The sequence below is a fragment of the Pedobacter aquae genome, assembly GCF_008195825.1.
In the GTDB taxonomy this organism is placed as follows: Bacteria; Bacteroidota; Bacteroidia; order Sphingobacteriales; family Sphingobacteriaceae; genus Pseudopedobacter; species Pseudopedobacter aquae.
In genome coordinates, this window is record NZ_CP043329.1 from 192,002 (window position 1) to 213,608 (window position 21,607).

At 35.8% G+C, this 21,607-nt stretch carries 19 protein-coding genes; all 19 read left to right on the plus strand.

Features of this window, described 5'->3' with window-relative positions; all coding sequences use genetic code 11:
- The first annotated feature begins 11 nt into the window (after positions 1-11).
- The 19 genes from FYC62_RS00960 (at position 12) to FYC62_RS01050 (ending at position 21,355) form a co-directional block, all read left to right on the plus strand.
- Entirely contained in the window at positions 12-1,262 is a 1,251-nt protein-coding gene (locus FYC62_RS00960) for a TolC family protein (protein WP_149073594.1), read from the plus strand.
- Between the two features lie 27 nt (positions 1,263-1,289).
- The gene (locus FYC62_RS00965) at positions 1,290-2,519 is read left to right on the plus strand and encodes an efflux RND transporter periplasmic adaptor subunit (RefSeq protein ID WP_168199345.1); all 1,230 of its coding nucleotides are present in this window, start codon (positions 1,290-1,292) and stop codon (positions 2,517-2,519) included.
- A 1-nt stretch (position 2,520) separates the two neighbouring features.
- Entirely contained in the window at positions 2,521-3,693 is a 1,173-nt protein-coding gene (locus FYC62_RS00970) for an efflux RND transporter periplasmic adaptor subunit (RefSeq protein ID WP_149073596.1), read from the plus strand.
- A 144-nt stretch (positions 3,694-3,837) separates the two neighbouring features.
- Positions 3,838-4,584 carry a FadR/GntR family transcriptional regulator gene (locus tag FYC62_RS00975; protein WP_149073597.1) on the plus strand — a complete coding sequence of 249 codons (747 nt, stop codon included), beginning with the start codon at positions 3,838-3,840 and terminating at the stop codon, positions 4,582-4,584.
- Between the two features lie 49 nt (positions 4,585-4,633).
- The gene (locus tag FYC62_RS00980; protein WP_149073598.1) at positions 4,634-6,769 is read left to right on the plus strand and encodes a heparinase II/III domain-containing protein; all 2,136 of its coding nucleotides are present in this window, start codon (positions 4,634-4,636) and stop codon (positions 6,767-6,769) included.
- A gap of 27 nt (positions 6,770-6,796) precedes the next feature.
- Positions 6,797-7,132: a cupin domain-containing protein gene (locus tag FYC62_RS00985; protein ID WP_149073599.1), complete on the plus strand. Its 336-nt coding sequence runs from the start codon at positions 6,797-6,799 to the stop codon at positions 7,130-7,132.
- A 24-nt stretch (positions 7,133-7,156) separates the two neighbouring features.
- Complete coding sequence (locus FYC62_RS00990) at positions 7,157-8,026, plus strand: alpha/beta hydrolase (RefSeq protein WP_149073600.1); 870 nt, start codon at positions 7,157-7,159, stop codon at positions 8,024-8,026.
- Positions 8,027-8,037: 11 nt separating this feature from the next.
- Positions 8,038-9,327, plus strand: coding sequence for an MFS transporter (locus tag FYC62_RS00995; protein WP_149073601.1), 1,290 nt, complete (start codon positions 8,038-8,040; stop codon positions 9,325-9,327).
- A gap of 38 nt (positions 9,328-9,365) precedes the next feature.
- Positions 9,366-10,091: an SDR family NAD(P)-dependent oxidoreductase gene (locus tag FYC62_RS01000; protein WP_262713582.1), complete on the plus strand. Its 726-nt coding sequence runs from the start codon at positions 9,366-9,368 to the stop codon at positions 10,089-10,091.
- Between the two features lie 95 nt (positions 10,092-10,186).
- Positions 10,187-12,511 carry a chondroitinase-B domain-containing protein gene (locus FYC62_RS01005; protein ID WP_149073603.1) on the plus strand — a complete coding sequence of 775 codons (2,325 nt, stop codon included), beginning with the start codon at positions 10,187-10,189 and terminating at the stop codon, positions 12,509-12,511.
- 14 nt (positions 12,512-12,525) lie between these two features.
- Positions 12,526-13,881, plus strand: a complete 1,356-nt coding sequence (locus FYC62_RS01010) for a polysaccharide lyase 6 family protein (protein ID WP_240534775.1) — start codon at positions 12,526-12,528, stop codon at positions 13,879-13,881.
- A 99-nt stretch (positions 13,882-13,980) separates the two neighbouring features.
- A complete protein-coding gene (locus FYC62_RS01015; protein ID WP_149073604.1) occupies positions 13,981-15,141 on the plus strand; it encodes an alginate lyase family protein in 1,161 nt (386 codons plus the stop codon).
- A 95-nt stretch (positions 15,142-15,236) separates the two neighbouring features.
- Positions 15,237-15,881 carry a Crp/Fnr family transcriptional regulator gene (locus FYC62_RS01020; protein ID WP_202594432.1) on the plus strand — a complete coding sequence of 215 codons (645 nt, stop codon included), beginning with the start codon at positions 15,237-15,239 and terminating at the stop codon, positions 15,879-15,881.
- Between the two features lie 85 nt (positions 15,882-15,966).
- The gene (locus FYC62_RS01025) at positions 15,967-16,761 is read left to right on the plus strand and encodes a sulfite exporter TauE/SafE family protein (RefSeq protein WP_149073605.1); all 795 of its coding nucleotides are present in this window, start codon (positions 15,967-15,969) and stop codon (positions 16,759-16,761) included.
- A gap of 87 nt (positions 16,762-16,848) precedes the next feature.
- Positions 16,849-18,270, plus strand: a complete 1,422-nt coding sequence (locus tag FYC62_RS01030) for an MBL fold metallo-hydrolase (RefSeq protein ID WP_149073606.1) — start codon at positions 16,849-16,851, stop codon at positions 18,268-18,270.
- A 5-nt stretch (positions 18,271-18,275) separates the two neighbouring features.
- A complete protein-coding gene (locus FYC62_RS01035) occupies positions 18,276-19,088 on the plus strand; it encodes a universal stress protein (RefSeq protein ID WP_149073607.1) in 813 nt (270 codons plus the stop codon).
- A 2-nt stretch (positions 19,089-19,090) separates the two neighbouring features.
- Entirely contained in the window at positions 19,091-19,648 is a 558-nt protein-coding gene (locus tag FYC62_RS01040) for a YeeE/YedE family protein (protein ID WP_149073608.1), read from the plus strand.
- Positions 19,649-19,651: 3 nt separating this feature from the next.
- Complete coding sequence (locus tag FYC62_RS01045) at positions 19,652-20,065, plus strand: DUF6691 family protein (RefSeq protein ID WP_149073609.1); 414 nt, start codon at positions 19,652-19,654, stop codon at positions 20,063-20,065.
- Positions 20,066-20,137: 72 nt separating this feature from the next.
- On the plus strand, positions 20,138-21,355 hold the full coding sequence (locus FYC62_RS01050; RefSeq protein ID WP_149073610.1) for an MFS transporter: 1,218 nt from the start codon (positions 20,138-20,140) through the stop codon (positions 21,353-21,355).
- Positions 21,356-21,607 lie beyond the last annotated feature (252 nt).

The following is a 21,607-nucleotide window of genomic DNA, read 5'->3' on the forward strand; positions in this document are numbered from 1 at the left end:
AGTTTAATAAGATGAAAACACGATTAATGATGCTAGTGCTGCTTTTACAGGTGATTGTTGTAAAAGCACAAGAAAAGTTAGACTTAACAACTATTTTGAAAGAGATAGAGCAGCAAAACCCACAGTTGAAGATGTACGATGCCGAAATCAAATCTATGGATGAGATGGCGAAGGGCGCTAAAGATTGGGAAAGTCCGCAATTAGGAACCGGCCTATGGATGGTGCCTTACAATACCTCTATGTGGAGAAGAGGGATGGATGGGAGCACCGGAATGGGCCAATACGCTGTTAGTTTAGAGCAAATGTTCCCCAATAAAAGTAACCTCAATGCCAATGCTAAACTGATGGAAACCGCATCTTCTGTAGAGCTAGAAAACAAAAAAGGTGTTGCTTTTAATTTGTTTAGTTTGGCAAAGCAAAACTTTGTAGAGTGGAAATTAGCGAAAGAAAAAGCTAAAGTGTTGGAGCAAAACCAGCAATTGCTAAGCTTCATGATTAGGAGTACAGAAATCAGATATAAAAATGGTTTAGAAAAGCTAAATACCTATTACAAAGCTAAAGCAGCCTTGGCCAATGTAGAAAACATGCAGTTGATGTTGCAGAACGATATCAAGCAGAATAGAATTATGCTGAATACCTTAATGAACCGCAATAAGCTATCTAATTTTGATATCGATACGGTTTATCCTCAAAAGCAATATCAATCATCTCTTTATGATAGCACAACATTAGCTAACCATAGAAGTGATATCAAAGCTATAGAGCAAAGTATTGTATTGAATGGTTTAGAGCAAGCCGTAGAGAAAAGTATGTTGAAGCCCGAGTTTGGTGTACGCTACGAACATATGTTTGGTTTTGGCGGCATGCCTATGCAATATTCTTTAATGGGGATGATTAAAATACCTGTGGCTTGGTCTACCAAATCTGAAAGGGCAAATATTGAAGGTTTAAAATGGCGCTCTGAGGCTTTAAGGCAAGAAAAAGATATGCTTTTAAGTGAGATAAGAGGAAGAGCTTTTGGAAAAGTAAACGATTTGCAAACCAAAGAAAAACAGCTTAAACTTTTTGAACAGCAAATAATTCCTGCTTTGAGGAAAAACTACCAAAGTTTACAATTGGCCTACGAGCAAAATACAGCAGAACTTTTTATGTTGTTTGATGCCTGGGAAAGCTTAAACATGACACAGCTTAACTATATCGACTTGCAAAAAGAGTACCTCATGATGCAAATAGAGTTAGATAGGATTTTAGAGTTAAGATAAACCATGTACATATTAAAAATAAAACAGATGGTGAATTTAAAAGATAAAAAAGGTGTTTATGTGTTGATGATTTTGCTTTTAGCATTTTTTTCTTCTTGCGAACTTTTTACAGATCAAAAGGCACATGAGCATACCACGCAATATACCTGCCCCATGCATCCAGAAATTATCAAGGATGAATTTGGTACTTGTCCTATTTGTAAAATGGATTTGGTGCCTAAAGTTACCGAGGCAGAGCAGGTAAAAGATGTAAGTTTAGAAAGCTTATTACAGCCCACCAATAGTTTGGTAGTTTCTAAAATTGGCTTAACTAAAATCAGCGAAAGCGATGAAGAAATGACTATTGAAGCTTTAGGTTTTACAGCTTATAACGATAATTATACAGGTTCCGTAGCAGCAAGATTTGGAGGTAGAATTGAAAAAATGTATCTGAAATATAACTATCAGGATGTAAGCAAAGGGCAAAAAGTATTGGAAATTTACAGTCCAGAAATGCTTACCGCACAAGAAGAACTATTGTTTTTGGTTAAAAATGATGCTGAAAACATCGTATTAATTCAAGCTGCTAAACAAAAATTACAGCTATTAGGTGTATCTCCTCAGCAAATTAATCAAATCATTAAAACTAAGGAAAGTAATTTTACTTTGCCAGTTTATAGTGCTTATAGCGGGCATATCCATGATGTTGGTGAACCTGAACAAGCTATGGCAGTTAGCGCTACAACCACTAAGTTACAGTTAAGAAGCGGGATGTATGTAAATAAAGGAGATGTCCTTTTTAAAGTTTACAACCCCGAGCATTTATGGGTTTTGGTTGATATTTATACGCATCAGCAAAAAATGCTGAAAGTAGGTGCGCCAGTAAGCATCAGGGTAGAAACCCATCCAGATAAACCTATCCAAGCTAAAATAAACTTTATTGAGCCTTTTTTTAGAGAAGGAGCTAAAACGATAAAAGCAAGGATAAATATCGATAACCCAAAACAACATTTACCCGTTGGTGCACAGGTAAAGGCAACAATTAAAGCCGAAACCTTATCAGGGAAATGGTTGCCAGAAACCGCTGTTATCAGCCTAGGGATGAATGAGGTAGTGATGCTGAAAACAGCAGCTGGGTTTAAAGTTCATGAAGTGGAAACGGGTTATAGAGGGAATGCTAAAGTACAGGTTTTAAAAGGCTTAGGTGCTGAGGATGAAGTGGCTGTAAATGCGCAATATTTAATAGATAGTGAAAGTTTTATCGCAATTAAACCATAAGATGAAAATATTAAAATTGATTTCGCTTGCTGTTTTAATCGTTTTATCAGCCTGTAGCGGCGATAAAAAAAATGCAGCTGATAGTAATACTTATTATACCTGTTCTATGCATCCACAAATTATGGAGCCAGAGCCGGGTACTTGTGCCATTTGCAAGATGGATTTAATTGCAGTACAGAAAAATGCTAGTAAACAGGTGAACGAATTGATGTTAAGCGACCAGCAAATTCAGTTAGGTAATATCCAAACAGATACTGTAAAAGCTGGGGGCGTAAATGCAGAAATTACGGTTACAGCAACTTTAAATACCGATGAGAATTTACAAGAAGCCATAAGTGCAAAAGTTGCAGGTAGGGTAGAACGCTTGTACATTAAGAATATAGGCGATTTTGTTCCTGCTGGTTCTAAACTGATGGATATTTATAGTGAAGAGTTGAACAGTGCTAAGCAAGAATATTTGGCAGCTTTAGAAAAGCAACAAGAATTTAAAAACGGTTTGATAGACTATGGTCGTTTATTGCAAAGCGCAAAGCAGAAGTTATTGTTGTGGGGGATGACAGCACAGCAGATTAAAACGCTGGCAGCACAAAAGAAAATAGATGATTTAACTACTTTTTACAGTAAAAAGGGAGGCTACATCACCGAGCTTATGGTTACCGAGGGCGATTATGTGATGGAAGGCTCTTTAATTTTGAAACTGGCAGATTTGTCTAATTTATGGGCCGAAGCTCAGCTTTATGCCTCACAATTGGCACAAGTTAACTTGCAACAAACCGTTAAAGTAAGCATTCCTGATTTTCCTGAAAAAGAAATTACAGGGCGTGTTGATTTTCAAAACCCAGAAATTAATGCAAACAGCAGGGTAAATTTGGTGAGAATTAATGTGAAAAATAACGATTTACAATTAAAACCTGGTATGCTTGCCTATGTAAAACTAAAAGGCAAGACCTCTGAAGGAATATCGCTACCCATAAATGCGGTACTTAGAAATGGTAAAACAAATGTGGTTTGGTTAAAAACGGGTAAAAATACCTATACCAAAAAAGAAGTTACCATAGGTTTAGAAAATAGCAACCAAATAGAAATTAAAGAAGGTTTAAAAATAGGTGATTTGGTGGTTACCACAGGTGCTTATTTGTTAAACAGCGAATTAGAATTTAAACAAGGGAGTTGATTTTTTTGATACAGCCATTATTACTAAGCCTCTTGCAGCAATGTAAGAGGCTTTTTTTATTAGAATGTTAAATTTTATTTGGTTAACCAATTTTAATGTTTAGATTTGGTTAACCAAATAATTGGTTAACCAAATTGAACTTTTATGCATGCTGTTGTTGAAACTATCAAAACCATAAAATTAGAATCTCCCGTTGATAAAATCATCGGGCAATTAAAGCATTTGATAACTTCTGGTCAGTTAAAGCCCGGAGACAGATTACCTGCAGAAAGAGTGCTTTCGGAAAGTTTTGGTGTAGGCAGAAGTTATATCAGAGAAGCTATTTTGAAATTAGAATTTTATGGTCTTTTAAGAACCAATCCGCAAAGTGGTACTTATGTTTCTGGGCTTAGCATCAACGTGATTGATAATATCATTTCGGATATTATTAAGTTTAATAAGGATGATTTTAATGCTTTAATAGAAGCTCGATATCATTTAGAATTAACAGCAGTAAAGCTAGCAGCAGAAAGAAGAAGCGAAGAAGATTTACAGGAGATCAAATCGGCATTAGAAGATTACGAATATAAACTAAGCAATGGTGCAGATAATGCTGTGGAAGAAGATATGATTTTTCATATCAAAATTGCTAAAGCTTCTAAAAACTCTGTTGTAGAATCTATGATTTTAATTCTTATTCCTGATTTGATTAAGAATATCGTAGAAAGCAAAATTTGTGGAGAAAACAGAGGCAAGAAAGCTATTGCAGAGCATAGAAAAGTATTAGAAGCCATAGAAAAGCAAGATATAAGCTTGGCAGAAAAAGCTATGGCAACGCATTTAGATGAGATTTGGCAAATCAGTAAGGCTGGTTTTGCAACGCAGCACATCATGAAACAAGCAGAATTATAGCCTTTAAAAAGGATAAACCAATAATAAATTAACACCTTATTTTTCATTTATGAACTACTTAAAAACAGTGGTAATTGTATTCTTTTGCTCCATTTTTAGCTCAACTACTTTAGCGCAGAAGCATCCTTCTTTAATGCTTACAGAGGCTCAATTACCAGAAATAAGAACTGGCGTCCAGCAATATCCATTGCTTCAAACATCTTATGAAGCGCTTAAAGCAGAAGCAGAGTTAGCTTTAAAATCGCCGTTAAACGTACCTGTTCCAACTGATGGAGGAGGCGGAATTACGCATGAGCAGCACAAAAGAAATTATATCAATATTTTAAATTGTGGCGTTGCTTATCAAATCTCACAGGATAAAAAATATGCCACTTATGTGAGAGATATTTTGCTCAATTATGCTTCGCAATATCAGAAATGGCCTTTACATCCAAAGAGGAAACCCAATCATCCGGCAGGAAAAATATTTTGGCAAGGTTTAAATGACTGTGTTTGGCAGGTGTATGTGATACAAGGTTATGATTTGGTTTACGATGCCCTAACAGCAAAAGAACGAGAGCAAATAGAGCAAAATCTTTTCATGCCTATCCTTAAATTTTTAACGGTAGATAGCTATGAAACTTTCAATAAAATTCATAACCATGGTACATGGAATGTTGCTGCCGTAGGGATGACCGGTTATGTCTTAAATCAGCCAGATTATGTAGAAATGGCAATAAAAGGTTCTAAAAAAGATAGCAAAACAGGTTATTTAGCACAAATCAATCAATTGTTCTCTCCAGATGGTTATTATATGGAAGGTCCTTATTATCAGCGTTATGCTTTATTGCCCTTTATCCTTTTCGCAAAAGCAATTCATAACTATCAGCCCCAGCTAAATATTTTTGCATACAGAGATAGGCTATTAGCAAAAGCCATCAATACATCTTTACAGCTTACTTATACCAACGGCGTTTTATTTCCTTTTAATGATGCTATCAAAGATAAAACTTACGAATCTATAGAATTGGTTTATGGTTTAAATCTCGCTTACGCGGATATTAAAGAAGAAAATCATTTGTTAGATATTGCTCAAAAACAAAAAAAAGTAATCGTTTCTGATGCAGGTTTAAAAGTAGCCAAAGCTATAGCAGCAGGTAAAACAGAACCCTTTAAATATCAATCGCAATGGATAAGAGATGGTGGCAATGGCAATGAAGGTGGTGTTGGCGTTTTAAGAGCCGGAGATCATAAAGACCAACAAGCTTTGGTTTTTAAGGCGGCATCTCAGGGCATGGGACATGGCCATTTTGATAGGTTAAACATTTTGTATTACGATAATAATGCCGAAGTTTTTATTGATTATGGAGCTGCCCGATTCATCAATATAGAATCTAAAAGAGGCGGACATTATTTGCCAGAAAATACCAGTTGGGCCAAGCAAACAGTGGCGCATAATACTTTGGTTGTTGATGAAATATCGCATTATCAAGCCAAAGAAGAACTAGGAGAAAAACAGCATCCAGAACTTTTATATTTTAGTAATCAACCTCAATTACAAGTGGTAAGCGCTAAAGAAACACATGCTTACGCTGATGTTGATTTGTATAGAACTACCGCTTTGGTGAAACTTCCAGAGCTTCATAAAGCTCTTTTGATTGATGTGTACCGAGCGAATTCTGCTAATAACCATCAATACGATTTGCCGTTTTGGTATAACGGTCATTTGGTGAACAGTTCTTTTAAAATAAACGCAATTACCGATAATTTAAGAGCTTTAGGTAAGGCAAATGGCTATCAACATATCTGGAAAACTGCCGAAAATACCCTTGATACTCAAGGTGGCTTTATCACCATTTTGAATAATGAAAGATTTTATACTACACATTTTACAAGCGGAGAAGCCTTAGTGGTAAAACAAATGGCTATTGGTGCCAACGATCCAGAAATGAGTCTATTTCCTGGAAAAGGATTTATGCTATCGCAAGCAGCTGCAAAAAATCAAACTTTTGTAAGTGTTACCGAAGCCCATGGCGGGGTAGATCCTATAAATGAAACCATAACAGCAGCGGGTAGTGGTATTAGCAACTTAAGCCTCATCAGTAGCGATGATAAACAAACACAAATCAGCTTTAAGCTAAAAGGTAAAACCTATAACTATACCATTAACTATCAGGATAAAGACAACTATATCATCATCAAATAAAATTTAAAACCAATAATTATAAATACAATGGAAAGCAATTCATTTCAGTTTGAAAACGAGACCCCTTGGGAAGATTTAGGAAACGGCATACAAAGAAAAATGTATGGCTATGATAAACAAGTGATGATGGTAAAAGTAAAGTTTGAGGTAGGTGCTGTAGGTGCTTTACATCAGCATTACCATGCACAAGTTACTTATGTAGAAAGCGGTGCTTTTGAAATGACCATAGGAGACGAGAAAAAAATTATTAGAACCGGCGATGGTTATTACGTAAAACCACATACCATACATGGTTGCGTATGTTTAGAACCCGGCGTACTGATAGATGTTTTTAGTCCGCATAGAGAAGATTTTTTAGCTTAAAGCTGATTCAAAACGCATTTAAAAATGAAGAAAATATTAGCACTCTGTTTCTTTTTGCTAGCAGCAGCTACTTTAAAAGCACAAGAAACACAAACCTATAAAAAGGTTGAGTATCCTGCAGGTTATTCAGAACAACTTAATGTGGTGTATACCGTGGCCAATGGCTGGGAAGGTAAGATGGATTTATATCTGCCACCAAAAGATAAAGGCCCAAGTCCGGTTGTTATCAATATACATGGTGGCGGTTGGAATAAAGGTTCTAAAGAATCTCAAACCGGTTTTAATACATTTTTTAAGAAAGGATATGCGGTTGCCAATATTGCTTATCGTTTATCGCAAGTAGCACCAGCACCTGCTGCTGTTGAAGATACTCGCTGTGCCTTAATTTATCTGATAAAAAATGCCAAGGCTCTGAATATCGATATCAATAAAATAGTGATTATGGGCGGTTCTGCCGGAGGTCATTTGGCCTTAATGGGCGGTTTATTAGGTAATGATACCCGTTTTGATAGCAACTGTAAAGGCGTAAATGATGTTAAAGTTGCGGCCATTATCAATAAATATGGTATAGCAGAATTAGGAGATTGGCCTAGTAAATCGTTAAACATGTGGCTAGGAAATCAGATAAAAAACCCAGCATTTGTTCAGTCGGTTTCACCCATCTATCATGTCAAAAAGAATAGTCCGCCCATATTTATCGTTCACGGCGATGCAGACCCAGTTGTTAGCTATCAGCAATCTGTAAAGCTCAAGAAAAAATTAGATGAAATGGGCGTTAAAAATACCTTTATCACGGTAGAAGGCGGCGAACATGGGAAATTCCCGCAAGAGAAAAACTCAGAAGTTAACGCTGCTATCATGAATTTTCTTAAAGAGTTAGGTATCCATCAGTAAAAATAAGAAACATGAAAGTAAAAGGATTACGTTGGTACATAATAGCTTTAATAGGCATTGCAACCATTATCAATTACGTTGATAGAAGTGCTATAAACATCTTATGGCCATACATTTATAAAGAATTTGGTATCGCTGATGCGGATAATAAAAGTGCTTTAGCACTCATCACTACCTTTTTTATGATTGCCTATGCCTTAGGACAAACCTTTACAGGTAAACTTATGGATGCTATTGGAACGCGTTTAGGGATGACGATTTCTATCATCGGGTGGAGTATTTCTATAGCCTTACATGCTTTTGCAAAATCATTGATGTCTTTCAATATTTTTAGGTTTATGCTAGGTTTTAGCGAAGCAGGAAACTGGCCAGGGGCAACAAAAAGTAATGCAGAATGGTTTCCTGCCAAAGAAAGAGCTATAGCACAAGGTATATTTAACGCAGGAGCAGCTTTAGGCTCGGTGGTATCGGCACCTATTATTGCGCTTCTTTATATTGCTTTTGGTTGGAAATTAACCTTTGTATTAATAGCAGGTTTAGGTATTATTTGGGTAGTGCCTTGGTTAATAGTTAACAAAGCCACGCCAGATAAACACCCTTGGTTAACAGAAGATGAAAGAGTGCATATTTTAGCAAAGCCCACAACAACGCATCTTACAGAAGCAGCTGTTGAAGCGCCTATTTTAGGATGGAAAGAGCTGTTGAAATTTAGAAATACTTGGGGTATTATCATGGCTAGGTTCTTTATAGATCCTGTTTGGTGGCTTTTTGTTACCTGGCTGCCAACCTTTTTAAAAGAACAATTCATGTTTGATATTAAGCAAATAGGCGCTTTTACTTGGTTACCGTATTTGTTTGCTGCCATTGGTAGTTTGGCAGGTGGTTATTATTCATCAAGGCTTATAAAAAATGGAATGTTTGCTGAAAAAGCTCGTAAATATGCTATTGCTATTGGTTGTTTTGTGATGATTATTTCTTTAACAGCCATTGTCTATTTCTTAGGAAGTTTAAAAGAGCTGCCAACATTGGCCATGCTATTAATAGGTACCACCTTGTTTGGCTTTCAGTTTCTAATTGGCAATTTGCAAACCTTACCTAGCGATTATTTTAACGGAAAAAATGTTGGCGTAGTGGCAGGCATGGCGGGTACAGCAGCCGTGGCAGGTACTTTACTAACTACATGGGCAGTGCCAGTTATTACACAAACTAGCTATGTTTCATTCTTTGTATTAGCAGCAGTTTTAGTTCCACTTTCGTGGATAAGCATTAAATACATCACAACAAAAAAATTAAAATCTTAAATAAATTATAGCATGCGTTTAAAAATAAAGTAGCCATTATCACAGGCGGTTCAAGAGATATTGGAAGAGCAGTTTCTGTACAATTAGCAAAAGAGGGAGCAAAAGTTGTTATCAATTATTTAGGTAATGAAGATAATGCCAACGAAACTTTAAGATTAGTTAAAGAAGTAGGTGGCGAAGGTATCATTGTAAAAGCAGATATGACAAAAGCTGCCGAAGTAGAGCAATTAGTAGCAGAAACAAAAGCTGCTTTTGGCAATGAAATTCATGTTTTAGTTAATGTTGCTGGCGGTTTAGTAGCCAGAAAAGCTACCCTAGAAATGGACGAAGATTTTTGGGATTATGTGATGAGTTTGAACCTAAAATCGGTGTTTTTAGCTGTTAAGAACGTGATTCCTTTTATGCCGGCTGGTTCTGCTATCATTAATTTTTCTTCTTTAGCCGGAAGAGATGGCGGTGGCCCAGGAGCAAGTGCTTATGCTACTTCTAAAGGTGCTATCATGACCTATACCAGAGCATTAGCAAAAGAGTTAGGTCCTAAAGGCATTCGTGTAAATGCTGTAGCACCAGGGATGATAGCTACTGCTTTTCATGACAGTTTCACCAAGCCAGAAGTTAGGGTTAATGTTGCTGCTGCAACAGCTGTTAAAAGAGAAGGTAGAGCAGAAGAAGTGGCAGATTTGGTAGCATATTTAGCTTCAGATGAGTCTTCTTACCTTACTGGTAATAATATTGATATTAACGGAGGTATCAGTTTCTCCTAAATTATTTTAATGCTTTGAGGGTTTTGAATATCCTCAAAGCATTTATGTTAAGCCCTCGCTATAATTCACACGCTCACTCCCTAAACCATTCCATCATGAAGATAATTTTATACTTCTTATTGCTGTTTTATAGTCCTTTTGTTTGGGCGCAAAGTAAGATAGTTAAAGATGCTGATGCCTTAGAAGACGCTGTTAAACAAGCTAAGCCAGGCGATACGGTTTTTTTAGCAAATCAAGAATGGAAAAATGTTGCTTTAACCATTTATGGGAAAGGAACTGCCTTAAAACCTATTGTGATTATGCCTAAAGAGGCAAAAAAAGTAATCATTACCGGGCAATCCTTTCTGCGTATCGCAGGCGAACATTTAATCATTAAAGGCTTGCATTTTAAAAATGGGTACAGCCCGCAAAGAGAGGTGGTAACTTTTAGAATTAATAATGATTTATTGGCCAATTATTGCCGACTAACAGAATCTGTGATAGAAGATTTTAGTCAGCCAGAGCGTTTTAAAAACGATGTTTGGGTGGTTTTTTGGGGTAAACGCAATCGGGTAGACCATTGTACTTTTGTGGATAAACTAAGTGGCGGACCCGTTATCATTGCCGAATTAAACGATGAACGCAGTCAGGAAAATTACCATAGTATAGATGCTAATTATTTTAAAGGTCGACAACGTTTTGGGTCTAACGGTGGGGAAACTATTAGGATAGGCGTTTCACGCTATTCTTTAACCGCATCTCGCACTCAAATCATCAACAATTATTTTGAAAGATGTAATGGCGAAGTAGAAATTGTATCCATTAAGTCTGGCGAAAATAACATCAGTTTCAATACTTTTTACGAGTGTGAAGGCTCATTAGTATTAAGACATGGCTCAAACAATACCGTAGAAGGGAATTTATTTTTAGGCAATCATAAACCTTTTACGGGCGGAGTTAGGGTGATTAATCCTGGGCATAAGGTTTTTAATAATGTATTTAAAGATTTAAGAGGAACAGCTTTTCGCTCTGCTTTAGCCGTCATGAACGGCGTTCCTAATTCTTTAATTAACAGATATTATCAGGTTAAGGATGCTAATATAGAGCGCAACACTTTTATCAATTGCGGACCAGTTTTATTTGGCGCTGGTAAAGATGCCGAGCGGACTTTATCGCCTCAAAGCGTTACATTTTCTAGTAATTTAATGGTAAATCCTACAGGGAATTTAATTGAGGATACCAATAAAGATAAAGGAATTAGTTTGGTAAATAACGCTGTTGTAAACTCGGCTATAGCCCCATTAACAGATGGCTTTACTCTTATCAAAGTAAATCATCAAAAAAAAGATACTTTAAGCATCCCTTATCATAAAAATTATGGTGCTGATGTGAAAAAGCTACCTTTTGTACAGAAATCGCAAACCGGAGCTGGTTGGTATGTACAAGAAGAAGTTAAATCTTCAAGAGCTAATAAGACTTTTAGTTTAGCATCGGCTCAAAGCCAACAAATTCATAAACTTATTGCAAATGCCATTTCTGGCGATACCATTTGCTTTACAGATGCTACTTTTTATAAGCTAGATAAAGAAATAGTTTTAGATAAAATGCTGTATTTAACAGCCGATAAAAGCTTAAAAAGCAAACCAATTTTGGTAAACAGTAGTTTTAAAACACTTCCCGCTTTTATTACCATTGCTAACGGCGGCTCTTTAGCTGTAAAAGGTTTAGCTTTTAAAGGAGCTTTTGAAAGCTATGGCGATGTGCAATGCGGTATACGCTCTACAGACCAAGCTATGAACAAGCATTACAACGTAAAAATAGATGGTTGCGAGTTTTACGATTATAACGAAAGCACTTTCTCTGGCTTTAAAGCAAGTAAAAGCACTTTTGCAGATACCTTGCTAATCACCAACTCTTTATTTAGAAATATTTCTGGTATGGGTATTAATTTGGCCGAGGAGAAGGAAGACAAAGGGATATATGGGGTAGAAAATACCATCATCAAAAACTGTGTGTTTACCAATATTTTAGGCTCTGCTATTAATGTATACCGTGGTGGTAATGACGAAAGTACTTTAGGGCCATTTCTAACTATAGATTATTGCACTTTTAACGAAATAGAAAATAGAGAGCAAGGTACTGTTGTACGCCTATCGGGTGCGCAACAAGCTGCGGTTACCAATAGTATTTTTATGAATAGTGGGCAAGGCGGGCGCTCTATAGAATTTAGAGAGTTTAGATGGGATGATATCAAAGTAGATGATTGCAATTTCTATAATTCTGGCAGGATAGACTCTTTTTACGGCACTGTGGCAGGTAAAAATATCTATCAAATTAAACCCGATTTTATAGACAGTTCTTCTTTTAATTTCAATCTTAAACCGGGGTCTGCTTTGTCAGATAAATCAACAACAGGGAGAACTTTAGGCGCCAAATTATAATAAACCTCAACAACATGAAAACTAAAAATATCATCAAAATCTTATTCATCATTGGCTTAAGCAATGCTATTATGGTTCATGCTAGTACACCTAAATTGGGCTCTGACATAGAAAAGAAAACGGTTTTACAAGGGAAGGTTTATAAAATTAAATCTGTTGCCGAGTTAAATGCCTTGATATTAAAACCGGGCGATAAAGTAGTAATGCAAGCGGGCGATTGGTCTAACCAACAATTAAATTTCAAAGGAAAGGGCACCAAAGAGCAACCTATAATTTTAACCACAGCAAGCCCAGGCAAAATAAAATTGACAGGAAGTTCAAATTTAAGAATTGATGGCGAATGGCTAGTTGTAGATGGTTTGGCTTTCGCCGATGGTTACCTAGACAAAGGCCATGTAGTGCAATTTTCGGCAACATCGTCTAATTGTAGATTAACCAATAGCAGTGTTATCAACTACAACCCGCCTTCAAAAGAAACCGATTATAAATGGGTTTCTTTATATGGAAACAACAATAGGGTAGACCATTGCGAGCTTAAAGGTAAAAACCATATGGGTACAACGCTGGTAGTTTGGTTGGCAGATAAGCCTAACTATCACCAAATAGACCATAATTATTTTGGTCCTCGTCCGCCTTTAGATGCTAACGGCGGGGAAACCATTAGAATAGGTACGAGTGATTGGTCTATGCATGATTCTTACACCAACGTATCTCATAATATTTTTGATAAATGCGATGGGGAAACAGAGATTATATCTATAAAATCTGGTCATAATACCATTAAGAATAACCTTTTTTACGAGTGCGATGGCACCTTAACCTTTAGACATGGTAATTTTTCTGAAGTGTTAGATAACTATTTCATCGGTAATAAAAAGAAAAATACAGGAGGTATCAGAATCATCGGTGAAAACCAAAAAGTAGAAGGTAATTATTTACATGGCTTAACCGGAACAGGTTTAAGAGCCGCCGTTTCTGTGATGAATGCTGTTGAGAACCCAAAACTTAATGAATACTGGCAAGTTAAAAATGCCCTTATCAGCAAGAATATGATTTTAGACTGTACCGAAGCTTTTAATTTAGGTTCTGGAAAAAATAGTACACGTATTCTAGTACCAGACGGGGTTAAAATTATAGATAATTATATCTCTAATTCACCAAAGTTAACCACATTTGAGGATCAACCTAAAAACCTACAAATACAAAATAATCAACTTGTTGGCGCTACTTTAACCCAAGGTTTTGTTAAAAGCACACAAGAATTGGTAAAGTCTGATGGGGTATGGCAATTTAAAAATAATTTGAAAAAGCCATTTTGGTTAATAGAAAAGATTGGGCCAGCTTGGGCAGCAGCTAGAAATAACTATTAAGGCTTCTAATACTTATTTGAAAGGGATTATCGTGATGTTAATCCAGACTAATTTTAACTATATACCTTAAATTTTATTCAATTTGAAACAACATAAGCTATGCATATTATAAGGAAATTGTTTTTGCTCATTATTCTTATCTTTCCACTTTTTGTATATTCTAATTCTCCATTAGAAAAAAAAATCACCAAAGTATTAAAAAAACAAATACTTGATGAGGCTGCATGGGCTTTAAAAGAGCAACCTGTTACCATAACAGCAAGCACATCACCAAGAAGTGCTGGAGGCAAAAATGATTTTTACTCAGAAGGCGATTATTGGTGGCCAGACCCACAAAATCCTAATGGACCCTATATACAAAAGGATGGTTTAACCAATCCAGATAATTTTGTGGCGCACCGTTTTGCGGTGATTAGGTTAGGTAAAATTATTGGCTCTTTAGCATCAGCTTACAAGCTAACCGGAGATAAAAAATATATCAACCATGCTGTAAAACATTTAAAAGCTTGGTTTATAAATGCTGATACAAAGATGAATCCTCATCTTTTATATGCACAGGCCATAAAAGGCCGTTTTACAGGCAGAGGAATCGGTATTATTGATACCATTCACCTCATGGATGTTGCACAAGGTGTAATCGTAATGGAAAAAGGAATTTTACAAGAAGATTTAAAAGCCATAAAAAATTGGTTTACCCAATATTTGAACTGGCTAATGACACATCCATATGGTAATGCAGAAATGGAAGCTAAAAATAATCATGGTACTTGCTTTACCATGCAGGTAGCTTCTTTTGCTAAACTAACTGGCGATGAAAAGCTTCTAGAATTTTGTAGAAATAGATATAAAACTGTTTTATTACCTAATCAAATGGCGTTAGATGGAAGTTTTCCTTTAGAAATGGCTCGTACCAAACCTTATGGTTATTCGCTATTTAATTTAGATGCTATGGCCACGCTTTGCCAAATATTATCAACCCCTCAAGATAATTTATGGGCTTATAAAACAGAGGATGGAAAATCTATCCAAAAAGGTATCACTTTTTTATATCCTTACCTAACTGATAAAAGTAAATGGCCATTAAAACCCGATGTCATGTATTGGAACGAGTGGCCTGTTGCGCAACCAGCATTGGTTTTTGGGGCAAATGCTTTCAAACAAAACCAGTGGTTTAAAACTTGGGCTACTTTAAATCATCAACCCCAGGTAGAAGAAGTTATTAGAAATTTAGTTATCAAATATCCTGTTATTTGGCTTTAAGCCGATTTAAATTTGTTAAATCATCATCATAAAAGTTTAAAAACTCATATCAAAAAGGTAAAAGCTTTATCTTAGAAAAAATTCATTAGGTACAGATGATGGCAAACCTTTCTGCAAACGATTATCTTCAACAATATTTTCCTCAGTTTGAACTGGCTTTAAAAGAGAAGCTAGCACAACATACTAGCATCAAAACATTTGAAACTGGAGAGTTGATGATGCAGCCGGGGCAGTATTTTCGTTCTACGATGCTGGTAGTAGCCGGTAAGGTAAAACTTTACAGACAAGGCGAAGATGGCGGCGAATTTTTTATGTACTATCTAGAACCCGGTAATGCATGTGCTTTGTCTTTAATATGTGCCACCAAACAAGAAACCAGCGAGGTAATGGCTAAAGCGGTAGAAAAGACCACGGTTTTATCTATCCCCATAGAAATTATGGACGATTTGGTACGTAATTACAAAACCTGGTATTACTTTACGCTTGAAACTTATAGAAGCCGCTTTGAAGAACTTTTACAAGTGATAGATAGCGTAGCATTTAAAGGTTTAGATGAACGCTTGATGTTCTACCTCAAAAAACAAGTAGAAAAACTCAATACCAAGCAATTACCCTTAACACATCAAGAAATTGCGGCCGATTTAAACTCATCCAGAGAGGTCATATCCAGATTACTGAAAAAGATAGAACAGCGGGGACATGTTATTTTACATCGCAACTATGTAGAGTGGTTAAAATAATTTTTTTTGACGTTTTTTTAAGGATGTGACAAAAGTCACCAATAAGCAGTAGCCATTGCAGCATCTTTGTTGTAAATTACAATAAATGGAAATAGCAGGTTACTTAGCTTCGGCTCTTATTGGTGTTTCATTGGGCTTAATTGGCGGCGGCGGCTCTATATTAACAGTTCCGGTACTGGTTTATTTATTTGGAATACATCCATTATTAGCCACTTCTTATTCTTTATTTATAGTAGGCATAACCAGCTTAATTGGTTCTTACAGCAATTTTAAAAATAATTTGGTAAGTGTTAAAACCGCTTTATATTTTGGTGCTGCCTCTATCATCACCGTTTTTTTAACAAGAAAATTTTTAGTTCCAAATATCCCGCACCACCTATTTACTATAGCAGGTTTTGAATTTACTTCATCTGTTTTTACCATGGTTTTGTTTGCTATTTTAATGCTAGCAGCATCTTTAAGCATGATAAAAAACAACCAAATGATAGCGCCAGAAAAAGAATGTACAGATTGTATTAAATTTTTAAAGCTATTAGGATACGGTGTTGCCATTGGTATTATTACCGGTATTTTAGGTGCCGGAGGTGGTTTTTTATTAATACCGGCACTGGTTTTTTTAGTGAAACTGCCTATGAAAAAAGCGATAGGTACTTCTTTACTCATCATTGCTTTAAACTCTTTAATAGGTTTTGTCGGAGATTTAGGCCATTTTCAAATCGATTGGATTTTCTTGTTAACCATAAGCGCTATAGCAATAGCAGGAATATTTATTGGAGGCATAATAAGCAAAAAAATAACAAGCGCTAAACTTAAAAAAGGTTTTGGATGGTTTGTTTTAATCATGGGGGTGTACATCCTCATCAAAGAAATATATTTATAATTTCCCTTAGGTGATAAATGTCACTAAATGAGAAATATATAAAGCCGAAATTTGAAGTAATAAATAGAAAAATTAAAAAATACATATATGATAATAGAGCAAATTTATACCGGATGTTTAGCACAAGGTGCATACTACATTCAATCAGGTAATGAAGCCGCCATTATAGATCCTTTAAGAGAAGTTGGTCCTTACATAGAAAAAACTAAAGCCAATGGCGCTACTATTAAATACATTTTTGAGACGCATTTTCATGCAGATTTTGTGTCTGGCCATGTTGATTTAAGTAAGCAAACAGGTGCTAAAATTATTTATGGCCCTCAGGCAAACCCAAGTTTTGATGCACATATAGCTACAGATGGAGAAATTTTCAAACTTGGCGATATCAGCTTTAAAGTATTGCATACTCCAGGCCATACCATGGAGTCTAGCTGTTATTTATTGTTAGATAAAGACGGAAAAGAAACCGCCCTATTCTCTGGCGATACGTTATTTATTGGCGATGTTGGTCGGCCAGATTTAGCCCAAAAAGCTGCTCACATGACACAAGAAGAGCTAGCAGCTACTTTGTTTGATTCTTTAAGAAATAAAGTCATGACTTTGCCAGATGAGGTTACCGTATATCCGGCACATGGTGCAGGTTCTGCCTGTGGTAAAAACATGAGCAAAGAAACTACCGATACTTTGGGCAATCAGAAAAAATACAACTATGCTTTAAGAGCAAACATGACCAAAGAAGAGTTTGTGAAAGAAGTTACAGATGGTTTAACTCCGCCGCCAGCTTATTTCCCAGAAAACGTGAAAATGAATAAAGAAGGTTATGAAAGTTTTGAGAAAGTTTTGGAAAAAGGTACGCAGGCTTTATCTCCGGATGCTTTTGAAGCGGCCGCTAATGAAACAGGTGCTGTTTTGTTAGATACTAGAGATGCACAAACTTTTGCAGCAGGTTTTATCCCTAACGCTATCAATATAGGTATCGATGGTAATTTTGCACCTTGGGTGGGTTCTTTAATTCCAGATATCAAACAAGAAATATTATTAATAACCGATGAAGGTAGGGAAGAAGAAGTTGTAACCCGTTTAGCAAGAGTAGGTTATGATGCTGCTATTGGTTATTTAGCAGGGGGTATGAAAGCTTGGGAAGCAGCCGGTAAAGAGATAGATAAAATAGCATCTGTTTCTGCTGATGAATTGGCTCAGAAAATAGCATCGGGCGAAGCTGTAAATATTGTTGACGTGAGAAAAGATACCGAGTATTTTGCAGAGCATATTATTGATGCAGAAAACGTAGCTTTAGATTATATCAATAACCAAATGAGCACTTTAGATAAGGATAAAACTTATTACGTACACTGTGCAGGAGGTTACCGCTCTATGATTTTTAATTCGATATTAAGAGCCCGTGGGTTTGATAAATTAATAGATGTAAAAGGCGGCTTTAAAGCCATTAAAGAAACCGAAAAATTTAACATCAGTGCTTATGTTTGTCCAAGCACCATGAAATCTTAATAAACATGGAAACATTAAAAATTTTAGTACCAACCGATTTTTCTGCTACATTTCACGCAGCAGATGCTGTAGTTAACTTACTTCAAAATAAGGTAAATACTCAGGTCACTTTATTACATGTTATACCTGCAAGTGGGAATATTTTAGATGAAGAAGCGGCAGAAAACAAGGTATTGGCCCAAATAGAAGATGCAAAACAAAAGTTTAAAGCTTTACAGTTAAACTGGAAGTTTGATTATCTTCTAAAAAAGGGAGCTATTACCTCCACCATTAATGAAATGGCGGTAGAGTTAGGTGTAGATGTTATCATTATGGGAACAAAAGGTTCTTCTGGTTTGATGGAGCATTTAGTAGGCTCTGAAGCACAACATGTTGCAAGAGGCGCTGCAGTGCCTATCATTACGGTAAACCAATATAGTACCCCGGCCAAGCTTCAGCAGGTTTTATTATTGTTAGATTTTGAAAAACCAAGTACACATCATCAACTAGATTTTATCTATAAAATTGCTGATGAAGATGCTTTTATTAATTTACTACATATCTTAAAACCTAATGAAATAGGTATGATAGCAGATATAGAGCAGAATATGCGAGAGTTTGCCGCCATCAATAACCTAGAAAACTATAACGTTTTTCTTCACTCAGATGATCAGGTTGATGAAGGCGTATACAATTTCAATAAAGACCATGAGATGGATTTGGTGTGCATAGGAACGCATGGTCGTAAAGGTTTTAGTCATTTGTTATTTGGTAGCGTGGCAGAGCGTTTAATAAATCATTGCGCTAAGCCAGTTCTTACTTATCATTTAAATAATTAATTATGTTAGAAATATTACAACAGCCATGGCCATGGTATGTATCTGGTGCGGCCATAGCTTTTATGATGGTTTTATTATTGTTTTACGGGAAATCGTTTGGTTTTTCATCAAACCTTAGAACCATGTGTAGCATAGCAGGTGCAGGCAAAAAAGTTAAGTTTTTTGATTTTGATTGGAGAACTCAAAAATGGAATTTACTCTTCTTGTTAGGATCAATAATTGGCGGTACTATAGCCTCAACTTTTTTAAGAAATGATGAGCCTTTAGCACTTTCAGCATCAACCATACAAGATTTAGCAGCGTTAGGAATTACATTTGATGGTCAACTAAACCCTTCTCATATTTTTGGGCTAGAGTTTGCCACTTCTTTTAAAGGCATATTGGTATTATTGATAGGTGGTTTATTAGTAGGTTTTGGATCAAGATACGCTGGTGGTTGTACCTCTGGCCATGCTATCAGTGGTTTATCAAATTTACAAATACCTTCTTTAGTAGCAGTAATAGGCTTTTTTATAGGAGGCTTAGCCATGACATATTTTATTTTACCATTAATATTCTAAGACATGAAAGGATTAAAATTTATACTAGCAGGTGTTGTTTTTGGAATCATTATGGCTAAATCAGAAGCTATATCTTGGTATCGTATCCAAGAAATGTTTCGCTTTCAATCTTTCCATATGTATGGTATTATTGGTACCGCAGTAACCTTAGGTGTATTAGCCGTTTTCTTAATCAAAAAGTTAGGTTTAAGAGATACAGAAGGTAATCCCATCGTTTTTCAGGATAAAGATAAAAGCTGGAAAAAGTACATCCTAGGAGGCACCATTTTTGGCTTAGGTTGGGCTTTAACAGGCGCTTGCCCTGGGCCTATGTTTGTAAATGTGGGTTATGGTTATTTTGCTATGCTTATTGTCATAGCTGGCGCATTAGGCGGAACATATCTTTATGGGGTTATAAAAGATAAGTTGCCTCATTAATATTTAAAACACTTTCCAAACGTCTCGAAGCTTTTGCTTCGGGATGTTTCTTTTTAATAGCCATCATATTTCATGACTACGCCAATAAAATTCGGACTTAAAGCCAATTGGAAGCAATTTACCCTATTGGTTATTGTAAATGCTTTCGTAGGGGGAATGGTAGGGTTAGAAAGAAGCATATTGCCCAATTTTGCTCATGAAATATTTGGGATACAGTCTAAAACAGCTATTCTATCTTTTATAATTGCATTTGGTATTTCTAAAGCTTTTACTAACTATTTTACAGGTAAATTAGTTAATCAATACGGTCGTAAATCTATCCTTTTAATAGGATGGCTTATAGCTATACCTATTCCATTCTTATTAATTTATGCCCCCACTTGGAATTGGGTGACTTTTGCAAATGTTTTATTGGGTATTAGCCAAGGAATAACATGGAGTACAACCATTTTGATGAAAATAGATTTGGTTGGTGAGAAAGATAGAGGTTTTGCTATGGGACTAAATGAGTTTGCTGGTTATTTAGCAGTTGGTTTAGCTTCATTTTTATCATCTTACTTAGCTGGTAAATACGGTTTTACACCATATATTTTTTATTTAGGTGTTTTGATGTCTGTTTCAGGTTTTATGATAAGTTTTTGGGCTGTAAACGACACTCAAGAATTTGTAAATGCAGAAAGTAGATTGGTAGTATCTAAGAGCAGTAATAATTCTCATCATATATTTTTAGAGACAACTTTTAAGAATAAAACTCTAAGCGCTGTAACACAAGCGGGTTTGGTTAATAATTTAAATGATGGAATGATGTGGGGAATTCTACCTGTTTTTTTATTTTCTCTTAAATTCTCAGCTTATGATGTAGGACTTATTACAGCAATTTATCCTATGGTATGGGGTATAAGTCAGGTTTTTACAGGTAAACTAGCCGATATCTATCATAAGAAACGTATTTTGTTTTTAGGGATGTTCCTACAAGGTTTAGTGATTTTGGTAATGCCATTTATGGATGATTTTATCTCCTTATTTAGTCTTGCCGCACTATTGGGTTTAGGTACCGCATTAGTTTATCCAACTTTTATCGCAACCATTGCACAAGTTAGTCATCCTAAAGAAAGAGCAGAAAGTATTGGCATATTTAGGCTGTGGCGAGATTTGGGTTATGCTTTTGGTGCTATAGTTTCTGGTATAGTTGCAGACTTTTTAGGAATCAATTACGCAATCATTATTGTTGGAATACTCACCGTTTTATCAGCTGTGATAATTGGTGTTAGGATGAAAAGTAATTTTTAGTCATATAGTTCATCACCGTAATTTTTAAAGTATTTAACTCACGAATACTGGTATCCCAAAGCTTTCTTAATAAAATAACTAAATGCTCTTATTGAGTCTAATTACCTAAGTGTTCTTATTCCCTAATTTATAAATGCTACGATTAAGTTATTGAAAACCGTTCCTTAATTATCTATTTGAACATTTGTTCTATACATTTATTCAATAATAAGCCTAGCTGCCCGTCTCTGCAACTAATTTTACAATCGTAAT

Bases quoted from the DNA above. Each gene is read 5' to 3' on its own strand.
- FYC62_RS01015 (WP_149073604.1), top strand. From the start codon at position 13,981: ATGCATATTATAAGGAAATTGTTTTTGCTCATTATTCTTATCTTTCCA.
- FYC62_RS00980 (WP_149073598.1), top strand. From the start codon at position 4,634: ATGAACTACTTAAAAACAGTGGTAATTGTATTCTTTTGCTCCATTTTT.
- FYC62_RS01050 (WP_149073610.1), top strand. From the start codon at position 20,138: ATGACTACGCCAATAAAATTCGGACTTAAAGCCAATTGGAAGCAATTT.
- FYC62_RS01040 (WP_149073608.1), top strand. From the start codon at position 19,091: ATGTTAGAAATATTACAACAGCCATGGCCATGGTATGTATCTGGTGCG.
- FYC62_RS01035 (WP_149073607.1), top strand. From the start codon at position 18,276: ATGGAAACATTAAAAATTTTAGTACCAACCGATTTTTCTGCTACATTT.
- FYC62_RS00960 (WP_149073594.1), top strand. From the start codon at position 12: ATGAAAACACGATTAATGATGCTAGTGCTGCTTTTACAGGTGATTGTT.
- FYC62_RS00985 (WP_149073599.1), top strand. From the start codon at position 6,797: ATGGAAAGCAATTCATTTCAGTTTGAAAACGAGACCCCTTGGGAAGAT.
- FYC62_RS01045 (WP_149073609.1), top strand. From the start codon at position 19,652: ATGAAAGGATTAAAATTTATACTAGCAGGTGTTGTTTTTGGAATCATT.
- FYC62_RS00965 (WP_168199345.1), top strand. From the start codon at position 1,290: ATGGTGAATTTAAAAGATAAAAAAGGTGTTTATGTGTTGATGATTTTG.
- FYC62_RS01025 (WP_149073605.1), top strand. From the start codon at position 15,967: ATGGAAATAGCAGGTTACTTAGCTTCGGCTCTTATTGGTGTTTCATTG.
- FYC62_RS00970 (WP_149073596.1), top strand. From the start codon at position 2,521: ATGAAAATATTAAAATTGATTTCGCTTGCTGTTTTAATCGTTTTATCA.
- FYC62_RS01020 (WP_202594432.1), top strand. From the start codon at position 15,237: ATGATGGCAAACCTTTCTGCAAACGATTATCTTCAACAATATTTTCCT.
- FYC62_RS01005 (WP_149073603.1), top strand. From the start codon at position 10,187: ATGAAGATAATTTTATACTTCTTATTGCTGTTTTATAGTCCTTTTGTT.
- FYC62_RS01030 (WP_149073606.1), top strand. From the start codon at position 16,849: ATGATAATAGAGCAAATTTATACCGGATGTTTAGCACAAGGTGCATAC.
- FYC62_RS00975 (WP_149073597.1), top strand. From the start codon at position 3,838: ATGCATGCTGTTGTTGAAACTATCAAAACCATAAAATTAGAATCTCCC.
- FYC62_RS01010 (WP_240534775.1), top strand. From the start codon at position 12,526: ATGAAAACTAAAAATATCATCAAAATCTTATTCATCATTGGCTTAAGC.
- FYC62_RS00995 (WP_149073601.1), top strand. From the start codon at position 8,038: ATGAAAGTAAAAGGATTACGTTGGTACATAATAGCTTTAATAGGCATT.
- FYC62_RS00990 (WP_149073600.1), top strand. From the start codon at position 7,157: ATGAAGAAAATATTAGCACTCTGTTTCTTTTTGCTAGCAGCAGCTACT.